This window comes from Ruegeria sp. G5 (assembly GCF_056533365.1).
This window is the reverse complement of record NZ_JBQFOK010000001.1, coordinates 175,814-196,288: the sequence shown is the minus strand read 5'-3', so window position 1 is coordinate 196,288 and position 20,475 is coordinate 175,814. Positions and strand designations below refer to the sequence as shown.

Genomic DNA, 20,475 nt, shown 5'->3' with positions numbered 1-20,475 from the left:
CAACCTTTCTTGACGCATCTCATGGATGAGTATCAAGCTTTCCTGTAGCGCTACGAGTGATTGAATTAGCTGAACCAATTAACCGGAGTTTAAAAGTTCCATGGTAGTATACACGAATGACCAAATTGCCGACTTTCTTATTTATGAGGATGGCACACGCGAAAAAAAGTTCGATAGCACAGTAATTACCTTCAACTACCAGTTCGTGGAAAGCAGCGTCAAAGCCATGGTGCAGTCCGCACTCAACACATGGTCAGCTGTCACTGGTTTGACATTTGTCTGGGAAAGCACTGCTCTGGCGTCAGACATCCTCTTTGATGATGAGAACCCTGGTGCTTACGCTGGATCGTCTTATACACCGTTGGCTGAGTATGACCGGATTAACTATTCAGACGTAAACATCGGCAAAGGTTGGATCGATACCTACGGAATCGGAACAGTCACATACTCATTTCAAACCTATCTGCACGAAATCGGGCATGCGATCGGGCTTAACCACGCGGGGCACTACAACGGCAACGCCGTGTATGGCGTTGACAATCATTACGACAACGACAGCTGGCAAGCATCGATTATGTCGTATTTCTCGCAAGGCGAGAATACGACGATCAATGCTTCGGACGCTTTGGTTATCACGCCAATGATCGCGGACGTTCTTGCGATTTGGGAATTGTATGGAAAATCCGACGATCTCAGAACCGGCAATACCAAATACGGTTGGGGCTCTAACGCAGGTGGTGTTTACGATCAACTTCCTCAAATCGGAGGCAGCGTTGCTTTCAATATCGTAGATGATGGCGGTTGGGACGTAATTAATTTTTGGAACGACACCAAAAACCAGTATGTCAACCTGAATGACGAAACCTATTCAAACGTCTATGGCCTTATCGGCAACATGGCCATCATGCGCGACACAATTATTGAGGAGTATGTGGCCGGTAAGGCGAATGACACAGTTATCGGTAACGAGGTAGGTAACCATCTCTACGGGTTGACGGGTCACGATACTCTCAGAGGAGAAGGCGGCAACGACAAACTGTTTGGGGGCGACGGCAACGACTTGATCGTTGGCGGCGCAGGAGCCGATCTTTTGTTCGGACAGAACGGGAATGACCGCCTGGCAGGGTCAGAAGGTGTCGACCGCATGTACGGAGATGCAGGAGATGATCGGTTCTGGGGCGGATCCGGTGGGGATAAATTGTACGGTGGCTCTGGAAACGATTTTATTCTGGGACAAGAAGACAATGATGCCCTGCTTGGCCAAGCCGGGAGCGACCGTTTAGCAGGCGGCGATGGTGAAGACTGGATCAGTGGCGGCGACGGAAGTGACACGATCTGGGGAAATGATGGGGCAGACCGCCTGTTCGGCGACAATGGAAACGACTTTCTCTTCGGTCAGGACGGCAATGATTATATCGAGGGCGGAGCCGGCAATGATAAAGCCTACGGCGGAATTGGTAACGACACCATTGTTGGCGGGTTTGGAAATGATTCTCTGAATGGCGACAGCGGAAATGACCTGATCAACGGCAACGCCGGAAACGACAAACTGGCAGGAGGAATCGGAGAAGACCGCATATATGGCGGTGGGAACCGAGACGTTCTCTGGGGTGGGGACGACGCAGATTTACTGGATGGCGGATCTGAACAGGATTGGCTTTTCGGCCAAAACGGCAATGATAAATTGATCGGCGGAGCTGGAAACGACTTCCTTACTGGCGGAACTGGCGCCGACGAGTTTGTATTCTACAAAAACCACGGGAGTGACGTCGTAACCGATTACGTCGATGGCGAAGACTCTCTTGTGATTGGCGGAGGACTGACTTTTGCAGACCTTTCGATTGTGCAAGCGGGCGACAACGTTTCTATCAATACAGGTACAGGCACCATTACACTTGAGAATGCGCTTGCAACCGACCTGACTGCAGACGACTTCCAGTTCGTCTGATAAACATACCGGTTCATGAAAAGGGCAAGATGGTGACATCTTTGCCCTTCTCTTTGCGGAATGGTTCATCCCTAGTTATCAAAAAACTGACCAAGCAACATTGGCTGCACCTAGGTTGATTGACTAGGGTACTCGCGCGTCGAATGGCGCGAGTAGAAGCATTGACCCGCCTTCCCAATACAAATACTGGTCTATTTAGCTGTGCAGGCGATTGGATTGGTTGGCAAAGACACGCTTTTGTTTGAACCGTTGACCACCTAAAGCTCCCTCCGGCGCTCTATTCGGTCGAGACCCAAAAAGACAAAACAAGATGGAAACGATTAAGACCGACATATTTGTGGGCGTTTGCTATCATAAACCAGCCCCTGTTGTTAAAACCGGGATTTTGCAACCCATTCATGTTGGCGCAGCTTTATCCGACCAGACTTTGGACTACGCATTGCGGGACGACCGCGGGCGCAATATCTCTGAAAAGAACAAAGAGTGGTGCGAACTGACGGCTGCGTACTGGATGCGCCACAATGTCGACGCCGAGTATTATGGCCTTATGCACTACCGTCGCTTGGTGTCGTTTTCGCCTGCGCTAAAAACGGATAGATCGTTTATCCATGTCGACCAGTCCGAAAAGCAAAGGTTCGGTTGGGATGACAGGGTCATTCGGGAAAGGATGGTGAAAATAGATATCCTGACCCCGCCTGTCTATGACACATATGCGTCGGGGATGCCCGATTATCCGATGACCAATTACGCGCTTTATGCGCGGGATCACTATGCCCGGGACTTAGATACCTGTGTGGACGTCTGCCGATCGGCCAACACTGAGATTTTCCCGTACGTTCTGCAATCCTTGAAGGATCGGCAAACGCGTTTCGGAAATATCTTTGTCATGAAACGCGAGCTGTTCTTTGAGTACTGCGACTGGATGTTCCCGGTTCTGGAAGAGACCGAAAAACACTTGGATACCAGCGGATATGACAGCTATCAGGCTCGTGTTATCGGTTTTCTAGCCGAACGCCTGACCGAAGCTTTCTTCCGCTATGCACAAGCCGCCCGCAACGCAAGGGTCGAAGAGGGGCGCATAGCCTTTGCCGCAAAGCCGCCGCAACAGGCAAACATAACCCGTGCTCTGGCGAATGCCACGCAATCGATCGAACAGCAGCCTGTCGCGGCGCAATCTTTGGGTGACCGGATATCAATTGCTTATGCAATAGACGAAGGCTATGCAAAACATGCTGCGACGTCTCTGCATTCTGTGTTGAAGCATGCAAAACAGCCCGAGCGGTTTGAATTCTTCGTCTTCCACAAAGGCGACATGACGGAAGAATCCTGTCTTCACCTAGCTGACATTGCAAAGCCTTACGGCGCGCGCGTCTCGTTTCCGATTGTCCCGGTTGAAACGCTTCTATGGCTGCCGATGAACCGCGCCCACATCTCGATGACCACCTACTATCGGCTGGTCATGGATCAGTACCTTCCTGATCATGTCCATCGCTTAATTTACATGGACGCCGATACCTTGGCGACTGCCGACCTGGACACGCTTTGGGAAACCGACATGAAAGGTATGACCGTCGCCGCCGCACCGGATGAAGGAGGGGTTTTGCAGTCCCGGCGCCTTCGACTAAGCACGAGCCATAAGTACTTCAACGCCGGAATTCTGGTTCTGGATGTCGATCAGCTTAGGCAGATGGATCTGAAGGCAGAGGTGATGTCAGCGTTTGAACAAAATGGTGAATATATTACCCTTCAGGATCAGGACCTTCTCAACATCATTTTTGAGAATAAAGTAGCTCCGGTAGATCTGCGGTGGAACGCCAACAACCGGTTGTATGTCAGAAACGAACTGGAGCCTGCATACTCCGACGACGAAGCCCTTCAGGCGGCTGAGGATCCGGGAGTTTTGCATTTTACCGATTCCCGAAAACCCTGGCATCTTAAGTGCTACAACCCTTTTTACGAGCTCTACTGGGCGCATCGAAATCAAACGCCTTGGCGTGAAACGTCATTCGAAAGAACCAAAAGGCAATTCTCGCGCTGGATCTGGTGCCGATTGAACGCCAAATACCGCCGTAGCCTTTCGGATACTCACAATAGAAACACCTGAAATTTCCTAGCGACACTTCGCGGCAGATATTGGCGCTGGATTGATGCCGTCCGAATGATCTGGACGCTAAGCTGCATGTCGGTGCTTTAGGCCATTTCTCAATTGCGGACCGCCATAAAACGCTTCATACGTGCACGCAGTTTTTGGGGGAGGCTTGGCCGCCTAAGGGACATCAAATGAGTCTAAAGAAAAACATACCAGATGCGGCAAAAAAGCTGTTTGGCCTCAAGAAAGCGAAACCAAAATCCAGACGCGCAGTCATCCATATCGGGCGTTACAAAACAGGCAGTTCCGCCCTGCAAAGATGGCTTACAGACAATTCGGAATTTCTAGCCGAACACAATTTTCTCTACCCCGAAAAGGGAAGGCTGGAAGATTGGCCCTTTGCACATCATGTGGCAGCTGACTTTTTGGAAGAAACTGGAAAACTACCCGATGACCTCGTCGAAGAAATAGGGGCGTCAGACAACAACATCCTTCTATCATGTGAGGCTTTTGGCGAAATCGCGATCCATAGCCCAAGCTATTTGTCTGAATTCGCTCGTGTTTTTGAAGGCTTCAAAATCGAAATTGTTTATTTCACCCGCCATCCCAACCCATGGATCGAATCCTTTTACAGGGAACAGGTCATGCGCGGCGAGATGCATCGCGGCATCGAGAGCTTCTCTACGTTCCTAAAACATGAAGAAGACCATCTGTCTGACGAAAAGCTTCTGGCGCCTTGGCGTACCGCAATTCCCTCAGCTAGTTTTCACGTCATTTCCTACGAGGACTCGTTAAATGGAAACGGCGTCGCTGCAAGTCTGCTTTCAGCACTTGGCTTACCGCAAAATCGCGTGTCTTTGGAAACACCGATCGAAAACACCGGCTTACCTGAGGCGTACCTTCATTTCCTGCGCGAGATGCGCCCTGAATTTGGCGAAGATATCGCGCCGTACAACCGGATGATCAATGCCGTCTGGCGCCTAAAGGCACGTCTTGATACTAAACCAGGCCCACTTGTTATCAGAACTCAGGAAGATAACGCCATCATCACAGCAGCAGAAGAAGAATACGGCCGCTTTCTGAAACGTGCTCTCAAAAGATAGTGCGCGTTCGGGGATCCACTACCCCCAAACGCATCGCGGTAAACTGCGACCCGGCCTTACAAAACAGAGACGAAAAACGGTTTAAGCTTTTCACCGCTTGAAATGGCGTCAAGTGCGGCTTTGGCGGTATCCAGGGACTCGCGTATTGTTACATCCATATCCAGATAGCGATACGTGCCCAATCGACCGACAAACGTGACGTTTTCCGTTTTGTCAGCCAACTCAACATACTCTCCCAGTAAAGCCTTTTCTTTGACTTGTCGGATTGGATAATAGGGGATGTCATCCGGACCAGCTGCACGTGAGAATTCTCGGTAACAAACCGAGCCGTCATGCGTTTCCCATGGTGCAAAGTGCTTGTGCTCGGTGATGCGCGTGTATGGGACGTCTTCTTCGCCATAATTCATGACGGCACAACCTTGATAGTCCCCGTCATAAGTAAAGCGTTCGAAATCCAGCGTGCGATACCCAAGACGTCCCAATTCAAAATTGAAATATCCATCCAGCGGACCCGAATAAAATACGTGGTCGAACTCATCGCCCATGGCACGTTCAAATGTTGTATTCAGGTTCACTTTGATCGCGGGATGATCAAGGATCTGCTCAATCATGTCGGTGTAGCCATTTTCGGGCATGCCTTGGAACTTATGAAAAAAGTAATTGTCGTCGTAATTGAACCGCACCGGCAATCGCTTGAGGATCGAAGCAGGCAGTTCAGAGGGGTGACAACCCCATTGCTTGATCGTGTACCCTTTGAAGAACGCTTCATACAGGTCCCGACCTACGAACCGCATGGCCTGTTCTTCAAAGCTCTGAGGCTCTGAAATCGACGTGTCAGCCTGTTCTTGGGTGATAAACTGGTATGCTTCGTCCGGGCGCATCGTCTTACCAAAGAACTGGTTGATCGTGTGCAGATTGACCGGCAGCGAAAAGACCTGACCCCTAGAGGTGGTCTTGACCCTGTTTTTGTAGGGCAGGAAATTGGTGTAACGGTTTACGTATTGCCATACTTCTTCGTCGTCGGTGTGAAAGATGTGTGGCCCATAAACATGTACCATAACACCCGTGTCGGCATCGCGTTCCGTGTGACAATTGCCGCCGATGTGATCCCGGCTGTCTACTATCGTCACATCATGCCCGTTCTCGGCCAATTCACGGCCAATAACGGCTCCGGACAGGCCAGCGCCTACCATCAAAAAACGCCCGGTCGTCATCTAGATACCTTTCTGTTTCGGCACAATCGTGGACATATCCAACGGTTTGACCAACTGCCGCCTTGCAATCTTGAGTATTCCCGCACGCGCTTCACTGGCGTCACGGAATTCGGACAGATTGGACAGCCATCCCTTACACATGCGCCAACCTGTCTGAAACCGGCCGGAAACTGGCTGTCCGTCCGGGGTTAACCCGGCAAAGACAATAGGCACCGTACGACGCGACAGATCGAACATTTCTTTCAAAACGGCCTCTTCTTCTTCCGAACTGAGGTTCCCGCTTTCTGCCATCGCAACCTTTAGGTTTTTGCCAACCGGTCGCGTATGATGCATTGCGATCTCATCCAGTATCGCCGCTCGAAATGCGCCGGCTTCGGCCCAACGGCACCATATGTAATCCAGCCCATAGCCGCTCATCGTGCCCTGAAACAAAGGCAAAGCGTTTTTCAGGATATCCCGATGCAGGCAAGGCGCCATGATTTCTATGTAGTTAATGTAGCGTAGCGCGAAACCTGGGCACTGGCTGAACACGAAATGAGAAAAGTAGCTGTCTGGCGTCAAAGACGGCTGCGCAATGCGTAGCCCATGCCGCTCCATGGCTTCGAACATGGCATTAACTTCTTTGGCACCGATATCCAGGTCATCATCAGGAAGCCAATAATAGGAATATTGATCTAATTCCCGCTCGGTGAGCGTTTTGAACAAACCATCCCATTTCCCGCCCTTTACCAAAACGGCTTCTACGCCGGGTTCAGGTTCAAATTCCGCAAATGCCTCGTCCGAAAAGAAGCTGACGAGCAGATCATAGGCGCGGTCTTCGTAGGGAATTTCCAGCCAACGATGATGCAAAGACTTGTTGCCCGCACGGACAACCACAAGGCTCTTTTTCATATGCGGTTCCGGGCCGGATTATCCGTTTTCAGCAAAGGACCGAGACCCTCGATGGCATCGGGTTTTAACGGATGGCTCAGACGACCATGGGTGTACTTCGCCTGATACATCAAATTGCGCAGAAATCTTTGCAGCGGCGATCCGGTCTTAGTCTTGCGCCGTTCAGCATCTATGGTGCTGCCGCACGCTTCGCGCTCGGCGATCATCTGTTCCGCCAGTGTCAGTATCGGAACGTTGTGCTCCCAGTAGAATTTGAGATCGATATCGATCGGTCGCGAGATCGGGGCATCAATCTCTAGCAATCTCGCCGCGGCCCGCCGGCCAATGATGTATCCGGTTGTTCTGGGCGGCAGAAGGTCAGAAAGTACCAGGTTTTGACCCGCAAACTCTGTCAGTACCTGACAGTTCTTACCCGGAACGCCGTCCAGCTTGATCATGACATCCTCGAAACACTCGGGGCATTCCGAAAGTGCATCCAAAAAGAACCGCGGGTCACGGACAAATGTCGCGTCATCCTCCAGGACCAAAGCAACATATTCGTCCGATTCAGCAATTTCTTGCCAGATTTGACGATGCCCCAACGTACACGCCACTTCGTTCCGGCTAAGAGGACGCTTGAATTTCAAGCGGTTCATATCCGCATCGTAAATGTTGTGCAGATCCGAGCTTAATAGCTGTTCGCCTGAAATCGCATCCGAGAATTCATAACTAAGCCCGAGACGCGCGAATTCTTTTTCGCAGAAATCGCGGCGCTCTATATCTTTTGGAAGACTAAGTATGACAGCCTTGATGGACACTTGTACTAACCGATCAAATTTTTGGCGCTTCTACGGATCGCATATAGCAATCTCAACAACAAAAGAACGAGACTTTATTTTTTGCAGCGCAACACCTTCGCAGTGTAGCGAAAAATTGCCAGATACGCAGCCCGTGTTTTCTCTGGCAAGGTTGTCCCAAAAAAAATATGCGCATTCAAGACAATACCTCACTGTATCACATTGAAACCTTTTGGAAAGCATCCGTTTCGGGCGGAACGTCGTTTGTTGGTAAAATCAGAGCCCATCTTCTAAAAAGCTCGATTGCTTGATTTATGGGCAGTTTGCACCTCAAACAGGCATTGTTTTTACGCAACACATTTAGACCAACTTCGAGAGGATTATCGGACTGAACCAATGGTCAAAACCCCATCCAAGCCGCAGGTATTTATGACGCTGAACACGTTCTTACCCTTGCTTTGACCGAGGCGCGCCCTTATTTGCCCCAAGCGATCGCGGAACTTTCAATACGAGCCACACTGTCACGCCTCATCTTCTGCCCTTTAGGCAGAATTGATTATAGGTTATCTGAGCGACCGCGAGGTTTCATAATCTGGAGAACGCAATGCTGACGCGCGCCTGGCACAACTGGCGATCTGGCTATATGGGGCGACTCATCAGCGAGAGCTTTTTTGCGCAAGGGCATCTTTATGCTATTGCCATCATTGCCATGATTGGTGTTGCGGCAACCACCGCAGGCTCAGCATATATGATGGAATATATCGTCGATGCCATGACCAGCCCTGAACTGCGCGGGTGGGCACATATCATTGCCCTGAGTGTAATTCTTCTGTTTCTGACCAAGGCCGTCGCATCTTATGTGCAAGCGATCTATCTGGCGCGGGCGGGGAACCGGATTGTTGCCGCACAACAAGACAAGGTTTATCGCAAGCTACTTCGGCACGGTGTTTCCTTCTTTTCAGCGAATGAATCCTCGAACCTGTTGATGCGAACCACACAAGGTGCGCAATCGGCCCGCAAACTGATCGACGTTCTGGTTACCGGTTTTGTGCGTGACGCCCTTACACTAGTGGGCCTTGTCATCGTCATGGTGTACCAGCAGCCAGTTTTGTCGGTCATGTTCTTCATCGTCGGCCCTGTTGCGCTTCTGGGTGTTCGTTACCTGTTGCGCAGTGTTCGCTCGATCATGCAGGCCGAGTTCAAATCTTTGGCGGAAATCATCCGTGTTCTTCAGGAAACTTCTGCGGGCATAAAAGTGATCAAGGTCTTTTCTTTGGAAGACAAGATGATCGACCGGATGGACACAGCCATTCGGAAAGTAGAAGCCCGGGCAAACGACATCGCCAAGCTGCAGTCGATAGCCAGCCCATTGATGGAATTTCTGGCCGGTCTGGCTGTTGCTGGTGTGTTGATCGTTAGCACTATGGGTCTTGCCGGCACGGAACAGCCGTCAGCCGGGCAATTGATGTCCTTCATCACCGCACTCTTGATGGCGTATGAACCGGCCAAACGTCTGTCCAAGATGCGCGTTCAGATCGAAACCTGCATGGTGGGGGTCGGCTTGCTGTTTGGGCTACTGGACCAAGAAGATACGATGCAGGAAAGCCCGGATGCGCGTGATCTGTCCAAAGGACCTGGCGAGATTGCTTTGCGCGATATTACCTTTGGCTACCAGGGCTCGATGCCCATCATCGAAAACCTGAACCTGAAGTTCGAAGCCGGAAAAACGACCGCCCTGGTCGGGCAGTCGGGAGGCGGAAAATCGACCCTATTTGGGCTTATCATGCGGTTTTATGACCCGGATGAGGGAACAGTCGAGATTGACGGTCAAGACATTCGCCACGTGAGTTTTTCGTCTCTGAGGCAGAAGATCTCGTATGTTGGACAAGACACGTTTCTGTTTTCAACCTCTGTGATGGAAAACCTGAGATGCTCGGCCCCTGATGCGACAGATGACGAAGTCATAGCCGCGGCCAAGGCCGCTCATGCCCATGATTTTATCATGGGGCTGCCAAAAGGTTATGACACCCCGGTTGGAGAAAACGGAACATTTCTGTCAGGTGGGCAAAAGCAGCGCGTGGCGATCGCGCGTGCCATTCTGCGCAAGGCAGAAATTTTGCTGTTGGATGAAGCAACCAGCGCATTGGACGCTGAATCCGAGTCCTTGGTGAAAGAAGCGCTGGATGCTTTGACCCGGGATGTGACAGTTATTGTGATCGCACACCGGCTATCAACCGTCCTTGAAGCCGATAAGATTATGGTTGTGCAGGACGGAGCAGTGGTGGAACAGGGGAACCTTAACGAATTGATGGAAAAAAACGGCAGTTTCCGCAATCTTTTCGATCAACAATTCAAAAAGCACGAGGCCGGACCGAAAGTCGCAGAATAAACTCCGCGGTCGCAATCAAATCACGATTCCTGTTTAGTAACCAATGAACTGGCGACCCCGGCAGGATTCGAACCTGCAACCTGCCCCTTAGGAGGGGGCTGCTCTATCCAGTTGAGCCACGGGGCCGCGCAAAGCTCTCTCTACCTGCGTTTTTTCGGGATGTCATGACCTTTGCTGAACAGTTGTAAATTACATCGTGTTCACGCTACCATTCAAAAAACAACAACGCAGGTGCATCCGTGACAACAGAAACCAAACGCCCGCTTACTCTTCGAGATGTTTCAGAGGCTTCGGGGGTATCCGAGATGACGGTCAGTCGGGTGCTGCGGAACCGTGGGGATGTATCCGACGCCACCCGAACCCGCGTTCTGGCCGCTGCAAAAGAACTTGGGTATGTGCCTAACAAAATCGCAGGCGCTCTGGCCTCTAGCCGCGTAAATCTGGTTGCTGTGATTATCCCGTCTCTGTCCAACATGGTCTTCCCCGAAGTGCTGACCGGCATCAATCAGGTGCTAGAAGATACCGAGCTGCAGCCAGTTGTCGGGGTCACCGATTACCTGCCCGAAAAAGAAGAAAAGGTTCTGTACGAGATGCTGTCGTGGCGTCCGTCAGGCGTGATAATCGCGGGACTGGAACACACCGAAGCCGCCCGCGCAATGCTGGATTCCTCTGGGATTCCAGTGGTCGAGATCATGGACACTGATGGTAAGCCTGTCGATGCGATGGTCGGTATCTCGCATCGCCGTGCAGGCCGTGAAATGGCACAAGCCATTCTGAAGGCGGGGTACGAACATATCGGTTTTATGGGCACGAAAATGCCCTTGGATCACCGCGCCCGAAAAAGGTTCGAGGGGTTTACCGAAGTTCTGGGTAAGCACGGGGTCGAGATCGAAGATCGCGAATTCTACTCGGGTGGCTCGGCCCTGGCCAAGGGGCGCGAGATGACGCAGGCGATGCTGGAACGTTCGCCTGAACTGGATTTTCTGTACTACTCCAACGACATGATCGGGGCCGGTGGTTTGCTGTACCTGCTGGATCAAGGAATTGATGTGCCGGGTCAGATCGGATTGGCCGGATTCAACAATGTAGAATTGCTGCAGGGCCTGCCCCGTAAATTGGCCACAATGGATGCGTGCCGGTTGGAAATCGGACGTAAAGCGGCAGAGATTATCGCCACGCAACTGTCTGATCCCGATACCGCGATCGATACACGCGTGACTTTGACCCCTAAGATCAGTTTTGGCGACACGCTGAAACGGCGGTAGGTCCGTGGCCCTGCCACAGCTGGACAACCAAGCGGCGCGTCGGCTTTTCATGGATCGCCACGCATTGGCCGAGCCCCCCTCGGGCGGCGCAAAGGGCGCTGACTTGTTGGAATTGATTCACCGGCTGGGTTTCGTGCAGTTGGACAGTATCAACACCGTGGCACGGGCCCACGACATGATCTTGTTTTCACGCAGGACGAGTTACCGCCCGACGCATCTAAAGCGATTATATGAACAGGACCGTGCGCTGTTCGAACACTGGACGCACGATGCTGCGGTTATACCGATGGCTTTTTATCGCCATTGGCACCTGCGCTTTCAGCGTGATGCCGATTTACTGAAGTCACGCTGGAAAAACTGGCGCAGAGATGGATTCGAAAAACAGTTCGAAACCGTTCTGCAACACATCCGCGATCACGGTCCGGTATCCTCGTCAGACGTCGGCAAGGATGAAAAGAAGGGCTCGGGTGGGTGGTGGGATTGGCATCCATCCAAAACCGCCCTTGAATTTCTGTGGCGGTCGGGGGCGCTGACAGTTGTCGGCAGACAAGGGTTTCAGAAACGCTACGACCTGACGGAAAGAGTTATCGAAACCCATCTTTGTCCAGGAAACCTGAGCTGCGACGCCGAGGAAACGGTAGACTGGTTGTGCACCGCGGCGCTGGATCGGCTGGGTTTTGCGACCTCGGGCGAATTGGCAGCGTTTTGGGACACGGTCAGCGCCAACGAAGCGCGGGAATGGACAAAACAGGGTCTAACAAAAGGGATACTGCAAGAAATCGAAGTCACCTGCGCAAACGGCCAACTCAGAAAAGTTGTGGCCCGACCAGAGGTGCTTGAGCAAGTGTGGGATGCACCGCCACCCGGCCGTATCCGCGTACTCAGCCCGTTTGACCCCATGTTGCGCGACCGGAAAAGAGCTGAAAGGTTGTTTGGCTTCCATTATCGCATCGAAGTTTTCGTGCCCGCCGCAAAACGCACTTACGGCTACTATGTGTTTCCACTGCTTGAAGGGGACCGGATCATCGGGCGTATCGACATGAAGGCAAACCGTGATCGCGGTATCCTTCACGTAAAGGCCCTTTGGCCTGAAAGGACAGTTCGGTGGTCCAAAGCACGGACGAAACGCCTGCAATCTGAATTGGAACGCGTCCGCCGGTTCGCCGGTCTAGACAACGTTGAATTCGCGCCGCACTGGGAAAAAGACCCTAAATAGGACTTATTCAGCCGCAGACAGCGCCAGTGTGATAGGTGCCAACCCGTCAATTGCGCCCTCTAGTACATCGCCGGCCTGCACCGGCCCTACTCCGGCCGGTGTCCCTGTCAGGATCAAGTCACCCGGTCGCAAATGATAGTAGCCGGACAAATGGCTAATGATTTCGTCAATTTTCCAGATCAGCTCATGCAGCGTGGCATCCTGTCGGACGGACCCGTTGACCGACAAGTGGATGCGCTTGTCATCGTCGGGGGACCATTCGGTGGCCAAGGTAAGCGGTGCCAGAACTGTGCCGTTTTCCAGGTCTTTCCCCAAATCCCACGGCCGTTGCTTGTTTCGCTCGCGGATTTGCAGATCGCGGCGGGTCATATCCAAGGCGCACCCATAGGCATATACGGCCTCGGACGCTTGAGAAGCCGATGCCCGGAAAACAGGCTTTCCGATCGCGACGGCCAGCTCCATCTCATGGTGAAAATTGTCTGTTCCGGGTGGATATGGGACCTGCGCACCCGACAAAACGGCATTTGCCGCCGATTTGGTGAAATAGAATGGCGCCTCACGATCAACTTCATGGCCCATTTCTGCAGCATGAGCTGCATAGTTTCGGCCCACACAGAATATGCGGCCCACCGGATATCTGGTCGAAAGGCCATTGATCGGCACCGAGATCGGTTCAGGCAGCGCAAACAACTCATCCGACATCAGGGCTCCTTTCCATGTCATGTCACCATCATCCTAGAGGGCATGACAGGATCGACAAGCCGAACGGGCCCTGCAATTCGTTAGATCAGCTAATTCTGATCACTTTGACGCAGTATGGCTTGGCATTTTGCCAAGACATCCTAAATGTGTAACATCATACAGAAAAACACGTCAGACGCGACAAATTGCGATCGTTCGTTGCCACAGGCAGCGCAGGTTGAACAAAGACTTTCCCAGCTTGTGAGCGAACCAGCAAGCAAACGTACGGATTTCAAAGAACCGCGATGTGCGATCCTGCCCCCCCTTGGATCGCAATATTCGTCTCGCAACCTTGATTGAGGGTTCAGGTTCTTTGGAGCGTCGGCCAGACGCGCAGTCCAGTCAAAGTCTGGCCATCCCGCCAGAGGTAAACTACCGCCACCTCTGGCGGGGCGCATCTTTTGGCGATCAGTTTTTCAGGTTGTGCAACTCATTGAGCAGGTCCAACAAATCCTCATGGCGTTTCGGCCCCAGCTTCGCTTTGATTTCCTCAGCCAACTGAACCGTCACATCAATATTGTCGCGGATGATCTGTTCACCTTGCACCGTAATCTCGACAATCTGCCTGCGTTTATCACCGGGATGGACCTGTCTGCGGATCAGGCCTTTGACCTCCAGTTTTTGCAGGATTCTGGTCAGGCTGGGCAGTAGAAGGCATGCACGTTCAGCGATAAGCGTCGGCTCCTGCGGTCCATCCTCTTTCAGAACACGCAACACGCGCCACTGTTGTTCTGTCACCCCTGCGTCAGCCAGCATTTTCCGGATAGGGCCCATGACCCGTTCGCGCGCACGTAACAAGGCAATAGGCAGGGAACGGGAGGTCAGTGGCAGTTGCTTGGGCATAACAAACCTTGGACGAATTCCGGCTGGACTGCAACCAAACCTAACTGAGGCAACGTGTGACCAAGCCGGACATCGCACCGCCATTTGCGGCCTGTGCTTTTGCCGGGAAAAAGGTTGACCTCTATCTGCAAATGGCGATCACTTACACGGTGCAAAACCGAGATGATGCCTTTCTTGGCCAATTCGGTATTCACATCACTTTATCTGAAAAGGGTCCAACATGCCTGCACCTGTAAACACCTTCAAACAGGCTCTACTAAGCGGCGAACGTTTGATTGGCTGTTGGACCAGTTTCGCAGAATCCATAACCGCCGAGATCATGGGCACGGCCGGTTTCGACTGGCTGGTCATCGATGGAGAGCATGCGCCAAATGACATCAGATCCATCCGCGACCAACTCATCGCGCTGAGCGCAAGTCCCACACACCCGGTTGTCCGGGTACCTGTTGGGGATGCAGCACTGATCAAGATGGTGCTGGATGCGGGAACACAAACTATACTGGTGCCGATGGTAAACAGCGCCGAACAGGCCCGCGATCTGGTGCGTGCCTGCCGCTATCCACCAGAAGGTATCCGAGGGGTGGGCGCAGGGGCGGCCCGCGCAACCGGTTACGGCGCGTACAGCGACTACATCAAAACAGCAGACGCTCAGATCTGCCTGTTGGTGCAGGTTGAAAACCGCGCCGGAATTGCGGCCTTGGACGAGATACTAAAAGTCGAAGGTATAGACGGCGTTTTCATTGGCCCGGCGGATCTTTCAACCGATATGGGATATCAGGGCAACAGCGCCGCGCCCGAGGTTCAGGCAACCATTGCAGACGCCATTCGTCGGATCCAAGCGGCGGGCAAGGCTCTGGGTATTCTCGGAACCAATGATGAGGCGACGCAGGCTTATCTTGAAATGGGGGCCCAGTTCCTTGCGGTGGGCATTGACGTCATGCTGTTGACGCAAGCTGCGCGAAGCCTTTCCGCAAAATGGAAAGCAAAATGACCTGTTAGCCCTGCATCGCAGCAGCAGCCTGCGCATAGCCGCCCGAGGCACCATCCACGAAATGCACGTGATCGTCCCGGGTTGCCGAAGGCACAAAACACGTCATCATCGCCTCGTCCTGTAAATGCAGGCCGTACCGGATTTTCCCCTGTCCGCGCGCTTGATCCAGCATCATCTGAATTTCGCCCAACGTGACTGGGTCGCAATCCAGCGTCATTTTCAAACCGTCATCGAATTTCCGGAAATCCGCGTTACGGCTGACCATGGTCTTGTAATGCCCGGGCTCGAAATTCCCCAACCGCTTGCCCGAACGAAACAGCAGGGCAATCAAAAGGTTCTGCGCCAACAGCTTCAGTTTTTGCACAAACAAATTTCGCCCGGCACGCGCGACATGGGCATCCACATCCAGCCCCGGCGGCGGCCAGCCAATTGGCGGTCCATTCTCGGGAACAGGGTGGCCCGCCCGTTCCAACCTTTCTGATGTGGATAGAACTGATTGGACGAGATCGGCAAAATCGCTCTCGGTCGCTCGGGCGGTGGGCTCAACGACCAGAGACAGGATCTGGCCATGCCGGGCCCGCACGTTTGACCACCGACAGGATAGACCGGTCAAATCGGGCAAAGCGCCCGGTTCCGCAATGGGAACCGAGATATTGCCTTGTTTCATCTCAGCTTCCAGCCACGCCAACCCACCACCGGAAAACATGGCGTAGTCCACACCATCCGAAGGCGCATATCTGGCAACGCGCAGGTCTTTGCCAGCCGCCCGAATATCTGACACGGTAATCAAAGCGGCACGCAATGAGATTGAGAATTCGTCTTCTGCCCATCGGCGCATAGCAGCCAGAGCGTCACGCGCGGTATCCGCCGCACTGGCCGGCACGGCAAATCCGGCCCCGTCACCGCCAAAAACATAAGGAAAGCGCTTACCCGCCATCGCGTTGATCATGGACGAGATGACCGCCGCGCCAACCATGTTGACCGTCTTGTACCGGCCTTTTTCGATTTCACCGGTCGAATCCACGATGTCTGCAACACCCAGAACCCAATCATCGGGCAATGCTGCAAATTGTTCGGGATTTGCAAGGCGAGTGAAGTCACGCAATAGCGGAAGACCGTCGTAAAACGCGACCTGAGCGTCCTTCATTTTCACCTCACCTCATCCTTAACTATAACATAGTCCTTAAGTGAGACCTGTCGCGCGAAATCGTCATCCAACACGTGCTTGTGCATGGCCGTGCCACGTGCCAATCATGTCCGGTCATCGATTGGGGGAAGAGACGTCACATGAAGGCAGGTCTGATCGTTTTGTGTCTGGGCTATGTGCTCAGCCAGTTTTTCCGCGCCTTTCTGGCTGTTCTCAGCGTTGATCTGGGCCGGGATATTGGCGCCACCCCCGAAGATTTAGCCTTTGCGTCAGGGCTTTGGTTTCTTGTGTTTGCCGCAATGCAATTGCCGGTCGGCTGGGCTCTGGACCGTGCAGGGCCACGGGTCACCTCTGCCATTTTACTGCTGATCGGTGGTGCGGGCGGGGCATTGCTGTTCGCTGTGGCCAGCACCCCGTTTCATATCGCTTTGGCCATGGGGTTGATTGGCGTCGGATGCTCGCCAGTGTTGATGGCGTCATACTACATCTTCGCGCGCGAATACCCGCCTGCCCGCTTTGCGACCCTGGCGGCCGTGATGCTTGGGGTCGGATCCGTTGGCAATCTTGTCGCGTCCTACCCAACGGCACTCGCGGTCGAGCTTATGGGGTGGCGGGCCACAATGGTCACACTCGCCGCCTTTTCTGCGGCCATAGCTTTCGGCATCTGGATCAGCGTAAAGGATCCAAAACGGGTCGAAACCGAACAAAAAGGCTCACTTCTGGATCTGCTGCGAGAACCGGCCTTGTGGACAATCCTGCCCTTGATGCTGGTGGCCTACGCCCCTTCGGCTGCGACGCGCGGGTTATGGGCCGGCCCCTACCTGAGTGATATTTTCAACCTCAGCACCACGCAAATCGGCACTGCCACACTCATCATGGGGACCGCCATGATCGCTGGCACCTTTGTGTACGGCCCCCTTGACCGGCTGCTGGGTACACGAAAATGGGTGATCTTCGGTGGCAACGCTATGGGTGTTGTCGCGATGCTGCTACTTTGCCTGTGGATCGACAGTGCCGTCTGGCTCTCTGTTGTCCTGATCGCCGTGATTGGTTTCACCGGTGCCAGCTTTCCTGTCATCATGGCACATGGGCGGGCGTTTGTTCCCCCGCATCTGGTCGGGCGAGGTATGACGCTTCTGAACCTGTTCGGGATCGGCGGCGTCGGTTTGGCACAATTCGTCACCGGGCGCATACATGCTGGCACAGTGGACATCGGACCCACTGCCCCCTACACAGCGATATTCGGGTTTTTCGCGATTACGCTGGCGATCGGTTGCGTGATCTACCTGTTTAGCCGCGACAGCGTCGAGTGATCCCACCACGGGTCATCGGGTAAGGAGAACGCAATGCAGAATATCGAAGTGCTGGCGCCGAACCTGAAACACAGCCTATCGGGCGTCACGACAACCGTTATCCGGTTGCTGCCAATACAAGCCAAGATGATCAATATCCGCGCCACAGGGCCGGGTTTGCCAGACGATATTCCCCATATTCGCCTTTGGAAGACTCTGTTTTTGCCGAATAAGGCTCCAATGGTCTGGCATGCGCGTCGCAACACCGAGATGTTGATGGGGCTGGTTCTGAAGACCGTGTTTCGTCGAAACTACAAGCTGCTGTTCACCTCTGCGGCCCAGCGCGATCATTCAGGGTTCACCAAAAGGCTGATCTCAAAAATGGACGCGTTGATTGCCACGACCCCTCAGGCAGCATCGTTTCTAGAGCATCCTTCAAAAGTGATCATGCACGGCGTGGATACGCAGATATTTCACCCTGCTAAGGATAAGGATGCACTGCGCACAAAGCTTGGATTGCCTGCAGGGACACTCATCGGCTGTTTCGGACGTATACGCCCCCAAAAAGGGGTCGATTTGCTGGTGGATGCCGCGATCAAAGTGCTGCCCTCATTTCCCGATGCCAAAATTGTCTTTACCGGCAACGCCACGAAAGAGTTTGAAGCATTCCAGCAAGAACAGGAAGACAAGCTCAAACAGGCCGGGTTGGCCGATCGCGTCCGGTTTCTGGGTGAACGTCCTTGGTCAGAGATCGTGGAAACCTACCGCGCTCTGGATTTGTTCGTCGCCCCTGCGCGTCACGAAGGGTTCGGCCTGACCCCGCTAGAGGCCATGGCATCGGGTGTGCCCGCCATTGCCTGCCACGATGTGGGTGCCTTCAGCGCGCAAATTCAGGACGGAATTACCGGTCGCCTCGTGGAAAAGGACAACGCAGATGCGCTGGCCGGCGCATTGCACGACATGCTGAGCGATCCAGAGAAAATGGCCACCGCTGGACAGGCTGCCCGCCAGCATATCGAAGAGAATTTTCGAATCGAAGGCGAGGCGGAAGAGATCGTAAAGGTCTATCGGTCCCTGTTGAACCAGACCTGAGGTCAGGAAACGCCTCAAAACGCCGTCATAGTCCGAATATTAGCGCGTTTGCTCTTTTTTCTTTGCCGCAACGCAGCTATGAACGCGCGTCCTTAACTTTGGAGACATGAAATGGGCTATCGCGTCGTTGTCGCCGGCGCCACGGGTAACGTGGGCCGCGAAATGCTGAACATTCTGGCGGAACGCCAGTTCCCCGTCGATGAACTTGCCGTGCTGGCAAGCCGTCGTTCGTTGGGTACCGAAGTAAGCTTTGGCGACAAGACACTGACAACCCAGGACATCGACACCTTTGATTTCACCGGCTGGGACATGGCGCTGTTTGCCATCGGCTCGGACGCAACCAAGGTCTACGCGCCCAAGGCGGCTGCGGCGGGTTGTGTGGTAATCGATAACAGCTCGCTCTATCGCTATGACCCGGAGATTCCGCTGATCGTACCAGAGTGTAACCCGCAGGCGATCCACGACTATAAAAACAAGAACATCATCGCCAACCCCAACTGCTCGACCGCGCAGATGGTTGTCGCGTTGAAACCGCTGCATGACCGCGCGCGCATCAAGCGCGTTGTCGTGTCGACCTATCAGTCGGTATCAGGCGCGGGCAAAGAGGGCATGGATGAGCTTTGGGATCAGACCAAAGCGATCTACAACCCCACGACTGAGGTTGAACCAAAGAAATTCCAAAAACAGATCGCTTTCAACGTCATCCCGCAGATCGACGTCTTCATGGAAGACGGCTCGACCAAGGAAGAATGGAAGATGGTGGTCGAGACCAAAAAGATCGTCGATCCGTCGATCAAGGTCACCGCAACCTGCGTCCGCGTTCCCGTTTTCGTCGGCCATTCCGAGGCCGTGAATATCGAGTTCGAGGAATTCCTGGACGAAGACGAGGCCCGTGACATCCTGCGCGAAGCACCGGGCATCATGGTGATCGACAAGCGTGAGGCCGGTGGCTACGTCTCGCCCATCGAATGCGCGGGCGACTTCGCGACATTCATCAGCCGTATCCGTCAGGACTCGACCATCGAAAACGGCATCAACCTGTGGTGCGTTTCAGACAACCTGCGCAAGGGCGCTGCCCTAAACGCAGTGCAGATCGCCGAGCTGCTGGGCCGCGAAGTTCTGAAAAAGGGCTGATGTCAATTCGGCTTAAAAAAAAAGGGTCAACTATGGGTTGACCCTTTTTTCTGCCGGTTGCCAACTGCCCCCGTCAAATCGCATATGGCTATAAAAACAGTTTCATCAACGCTCCACCCGGGAAATACCCGACGAAACACATTAAGATGACCCAAGCGAACCGGGGGCGTTTTCGGAATGTGAATAAAGAAAACGCGCCTCCTGCAAACATGAAAATCACAAAACCGAGCGCAATGTAAATCAGCGGAAGCAAATGCGCTGATTGTTCGAAACTGAAATTTTCGTCCGCCCCCATATCAACAATCTGCCGCGCCGTCACAGCGATTGGATACACGATGAGGGCG

General features: G+C 53.3%; 17 protein-coding genes and 1 tRNA gene. 11 read left to right on the top strand and 7 right to left on the bottom strand.

Features of this window, described 5'->3' with window-relative positions:
* The first annotated feature begins 100 nt into the window (after positions 1-100).
* The 3 genes from ACR0BD_RS00950 to ACR0BD_RS00940 all read left to right on the top strand — a co-directional run bounded on the left by ACR0BD_RS00950 (position 101) and on the right by ACR0BD_RS00940 (position 5,140).
* A complete protein-coding gene (locus ACR0BD_RS00950; protein WP_480828386.1) occupies positions 101-1,948 on the top strand; it encodes a M10 family metallopeptidase in 1,848 nt (615 codons plus the stop codon).
* 310 nt (positions 1,949-2,258) lie between these two features.
* On the top strand, positions 2,259-4,052 hold the full coding sequence (locus tag ACR0BD_RS00945; RefSeq protein ID WP_480828385.1) for a DUF4422 domain-containing protein: 1,794 nt from the start codon (positions 2,259-2,261) through the stop codon (positions 4,050-4,052).
* A 143-nt stretch (positions 4,053-4,195) separates the two neighbouring features.
* On the top strand, positions 4,196-5,140 hold the full coding sequence (locus ACR0BD_RS00940; RefSeq protein ID WP_480828384.1) for a hypothetical protein: 945 nt from the start codon (positions 4,196-4,198) through the stop codon (positions 5,138-5,140).
* A 56-nt stretch (positions 5,141-5,196) separates the two neighbouring features.
* On the opposite strand, the gene glf is transcribed toward ACR0BD_RS00940, so the two are convergent.
* Genes glf through ACR0BD_RS00925 form a run of 3 tightly spaced genes read right to left on the bottom strand, consistent with a single transcriptional unit; the run spans position 5,197 to position 8,042 of the window.
* Positions 5,197-6,354 carry a UDP-galactopyranose mutase gene (gene glf / locus ACR0BD_RS00935; RefSeq protein ID WP_480828383.1) on the bottom strand — a complete coding sequence of 386 codons (1,158 nt, stop codon included), beginning with the start codon at positions 6,352-6,354 and terminating at the stop codon, positions 5,197-5,199.
* Positions 6,355-7,245 carry a hypothetical protein gene (locus ACR0BD_RS00930; RefSeq protein WP_480828382.1) on the bottom strand — a complete coding sequence of 297 codons (891 nt, stop codon included), beginning with the start codon at positions 7,243-7,245 and terminating at the stop codon, positions 6,355-6,357.
* Complete coding sequence (locus tag ACR0BD_RS00925; protein WP_480828381.1) at positions 7,242-8,042, bottom strand: glycosyltransferase family 25 protein; 801 nt, start codon at positions 8,040-8,042, stop codon at positions 7,242-7,244. The genes ACR0BD_RS00930 and ACR0BD_RS00925 overlap by 4 nt, the downstream gene beginning before the upstream one ends.
* Before the next feature lie 583 nt (positions 8,043-8,625).
* Here ACR0BD_RS00925 and ACR0BD_RS00920 point away from each other — a divergent pair.
* Complete coding sequence (locus ACR0BD_RS00920) at positions 8,626-10,410, top strand: ABC transporter ATP-binding protein (protein WP_480828380.1); 1,785 nt, start codon at positions 8,626-8,628, stop codon at positions 10,408-10,410.
* A gap of 49 nt (positions 10,411-10,459) precedes the next feature.
* On the opposite strand, the gene ACR0BD_RS00915 is transcribed toward ACR0BD_RS00920, so the two are convergent.
* Positions 10,460-10,536 (bottom strand) — tRNA-Arg (locus ACR0BD_RS00915).
* A gap of 113 nt (positions 10,537-10,649) precedes the next feature.
* On the opposite strand from ACR0BD_RS00915, the gene ACR0BD_RS00910 reads away from it, so the two are divergent.
* Positions 10,650-11,675: a LacI family DNA-binding transcriptional regulator gene (locus ACR0BD_RS00910; protein WP_480699233.1), complete on the top strand. Its 1,026-nt coding sequence runs from the start codon at positions 10,650-10,652 to the stop codon at positions 11,673-11,675.
* A 4-nt stretch (positions 11,676-11,679) separates the two neighbouring features.
* Positions 11,680-12,891, top strand: coding sequence for a winged helix-turn-helix domain-containing protein (locus tag ACR0BD_RS00905; protein ID WP_480828379.1), 1,212 nt, complete (start codon positions 11,680-11,682; stop codon positions 12,889-12,891).
* Positions 12,892-12,894: 3 nt separating this feature from the next.
* On the opposite strand, the gene ACR0BD_RS00900 is transcribed toward ACR0BD_RS00905, so the two are convergent.
* Together ACR0BD_RS00900 and hpaR are read right to left on the bottom strand one after the other, a co-directional pair.
* On the bottom strand, positions 12,895-13,593 hold the full coding sequence (locus ACR0BD_RS00900) for a fumarylacetoacetate hydrolase family protein (RefSeq protein WP_480828812.1): 699 nt from the start codon (positions 13,591-13,593) through the stop codon (positions 12,895-12,897).
* A 447-nt stretch (positions 13,594-14,040) separates the two neighbouring features.
* Positions 14,041-14,475: a homoprotocatechuate degradation operon regulator HpaR gene (gene hpaR / locus ACR0BD_RS00895; RefSeq protein ID WP_480828378.1), complete on the bottom strand. Its 435-nt coding sequence runs from the start codon at positions 14,473-14,475 to the stop codon at positions 14,041-14,043.
* 56 nt (positions 14,476-14,531) lie between these two features.
* On the opposite strand from hpaR, the gene ACR0BD_RS00890 reads away from it, so the two are divergent.
* Positions 14,532-14,711 carry a hypothetical protein gene (locus tag ACR0BD_RS00890; protein ID WP_480699239.1) on the top strand — a complete coding sequence of 60 codons (180 nt, stop codon included), beginning with the start codon at positions 14,532-14,534 and terminating at the stop codon, positions 14,709-14,711.
* Entirely contained in the window at positions 14,696-15,466 is a 771-nt protein-coding gene (locus ACR0BD_RS00885; RefSeq protein ID WP_480828377.1) for an HpcH/HpaI aldolase family protein, read from the top strand. Before ACR0BD_RS00890 ends, ACR0BD_RS00885 begins: the two co-directional genes overlap by 16 nt.
* A gap of 4 nt (positions 15,467-15,470) precedes the next feature.
* Here ACR0BD_RS00885 and ACR0BD_RS00880 read toward each other — a convergent pair whose 3' ends face one another.
* A complete protein-coding gene (locus ACR0BD_RS00880) occupies positions 15,471-16,613 on the bottom strand; it encodes a DUF3095 domain-containing protein (RefSeq protein WP_480828376.1) in 1,143 nt (380 codons plus the stop codon).
* Positions 16,614-16,753: 140 nt separating this feature from the next.
* Between ACR0BD_RS00880 and ACR0BD_RS00875 the strand changes: the two genes are divergently transcribed.
* The 3 genes from ACR0BD_RS00875 (at position 16,754) to ACR0BD_RS00865 (ending at position 20,131) form a co-directional block, all read left to right on the top strand.
* Complete coding sequence (locus ACR0BD_RS00875; protein ID WP_480699245.1) at positions 16,754-17,926, top strand: MFS transporter; 1,173 nt, start codon at positions 16,754-16,756, stop codon at positions 17,924-17,926.
* Positions 17,927-17,959: 33 nt separating this feature from the next.
* Positions 17,960-18,997, top strand: coding sequence for a glycosyltransferase family 4 protein (locus tag ACR0BD_RS00870; RefSeq protein WP_480828375.1), 1,038 nt, complete (start codon positions 17,960-17,962; stop codon positions 18,995-18,997).
* A 111-nt stretch (positions 18,998-19,108) separates the two neighbouring features.
* Positions 19,109-20,131, top strand: a complete 1,023-nt coding sequence (locus tag ACR0BD_RS00865; protein WP_480699249.1) for an aspartate-semialdehyde dehydrogenase — start codon at positions 19,109-19,111, stop codon at positions 20,129-20,131.
* Positions 20,132-20,475 lie beyond the last annotated feature (344 nt).

Coding starts and splice junctions, on each gene's coding strand:
- ACR0BD_RS00950 (WP_480828386.1), top strand. CDS start 101: ATGGTAGTATACACGAATGACCAAATTGCCGACTTTCTTATTTATGAG.
- ACR0BD_RS00945 (WP_480828385.1), top strand. CDS start 2,259: ATGGAAACGATTAAGACCGACATATTTGTGGGCGTTTGCTATCATAAA.
- glf (WP_480828383.1), bottom strand. CDS start 6,354: ATGACGACCGGGCGTTTTTTGATGGTAGGCGCTGGCCTGTCCGGAGCC.
- ACR0BD_RS00930 (WP_480828382.1), bottom strand. CDS start 7,245: ATGAAAAAGAGCCTTGTGGTTGTCCGTGCGGGCAACAAGTCTTTGCAT.
- ACR0BD_RS00920 (WP_480828380.1), top strand. CDS start 8,626: ATGCTGACGCGCGCCTGGCACAACTGGCGATCTGGCTATATGGGGCGA.
- ACR0BD_RS00900 (WP_480828812.1), bottom strand. CDS start 13,593: ATGTCGGATGAGTTGTTTGCGCTGCCTGAACCGATCTCGGTGCCGATC.
- hpaR (WP_480828378.1), bottom strand. CDS start 14,475: ATGCCCAAGCAACTGCCACTGACCTCCCGTTCCCTGCCTATTGCCTTG.
- ACR0BD_RS00885 (WP_480828377.1), top strand. CDS start 14,696: ATGCCTGCACCTGTAAACACCTTCAAACAGGCTCTACTAAGCGGCGAA.
- ACR0BD_RS00880 (WP_480828376.1), bottom strand. CDS start 16,613: ATGAAGGACGCTCAGGTCGCGTTTTACGACGGTCTTCCGCTATTGCGT.
- ACR0BD_RS00875 (WP_480699245.1), top strand. CDS start 16,754: ATGAAGGCAGGTCTGATCGTTTTGTGTCTGGGCTATGTGCTCAGCCAG.
- ACR0BD_RS00870 (WP_480828375.1), top strand. CDS start 17,960: ATGCAGAATATCGAAGTGCTGGCGCCGAACCTGAAACACAGCCTATCG.
- ACR0BD_RS00865 (WP_480699249.1), top strand. CDS start 19,109: ATGGGCTATCGCGTCGTTGTCGCCGGCGCCACGGGTAACGTGGGCCGC.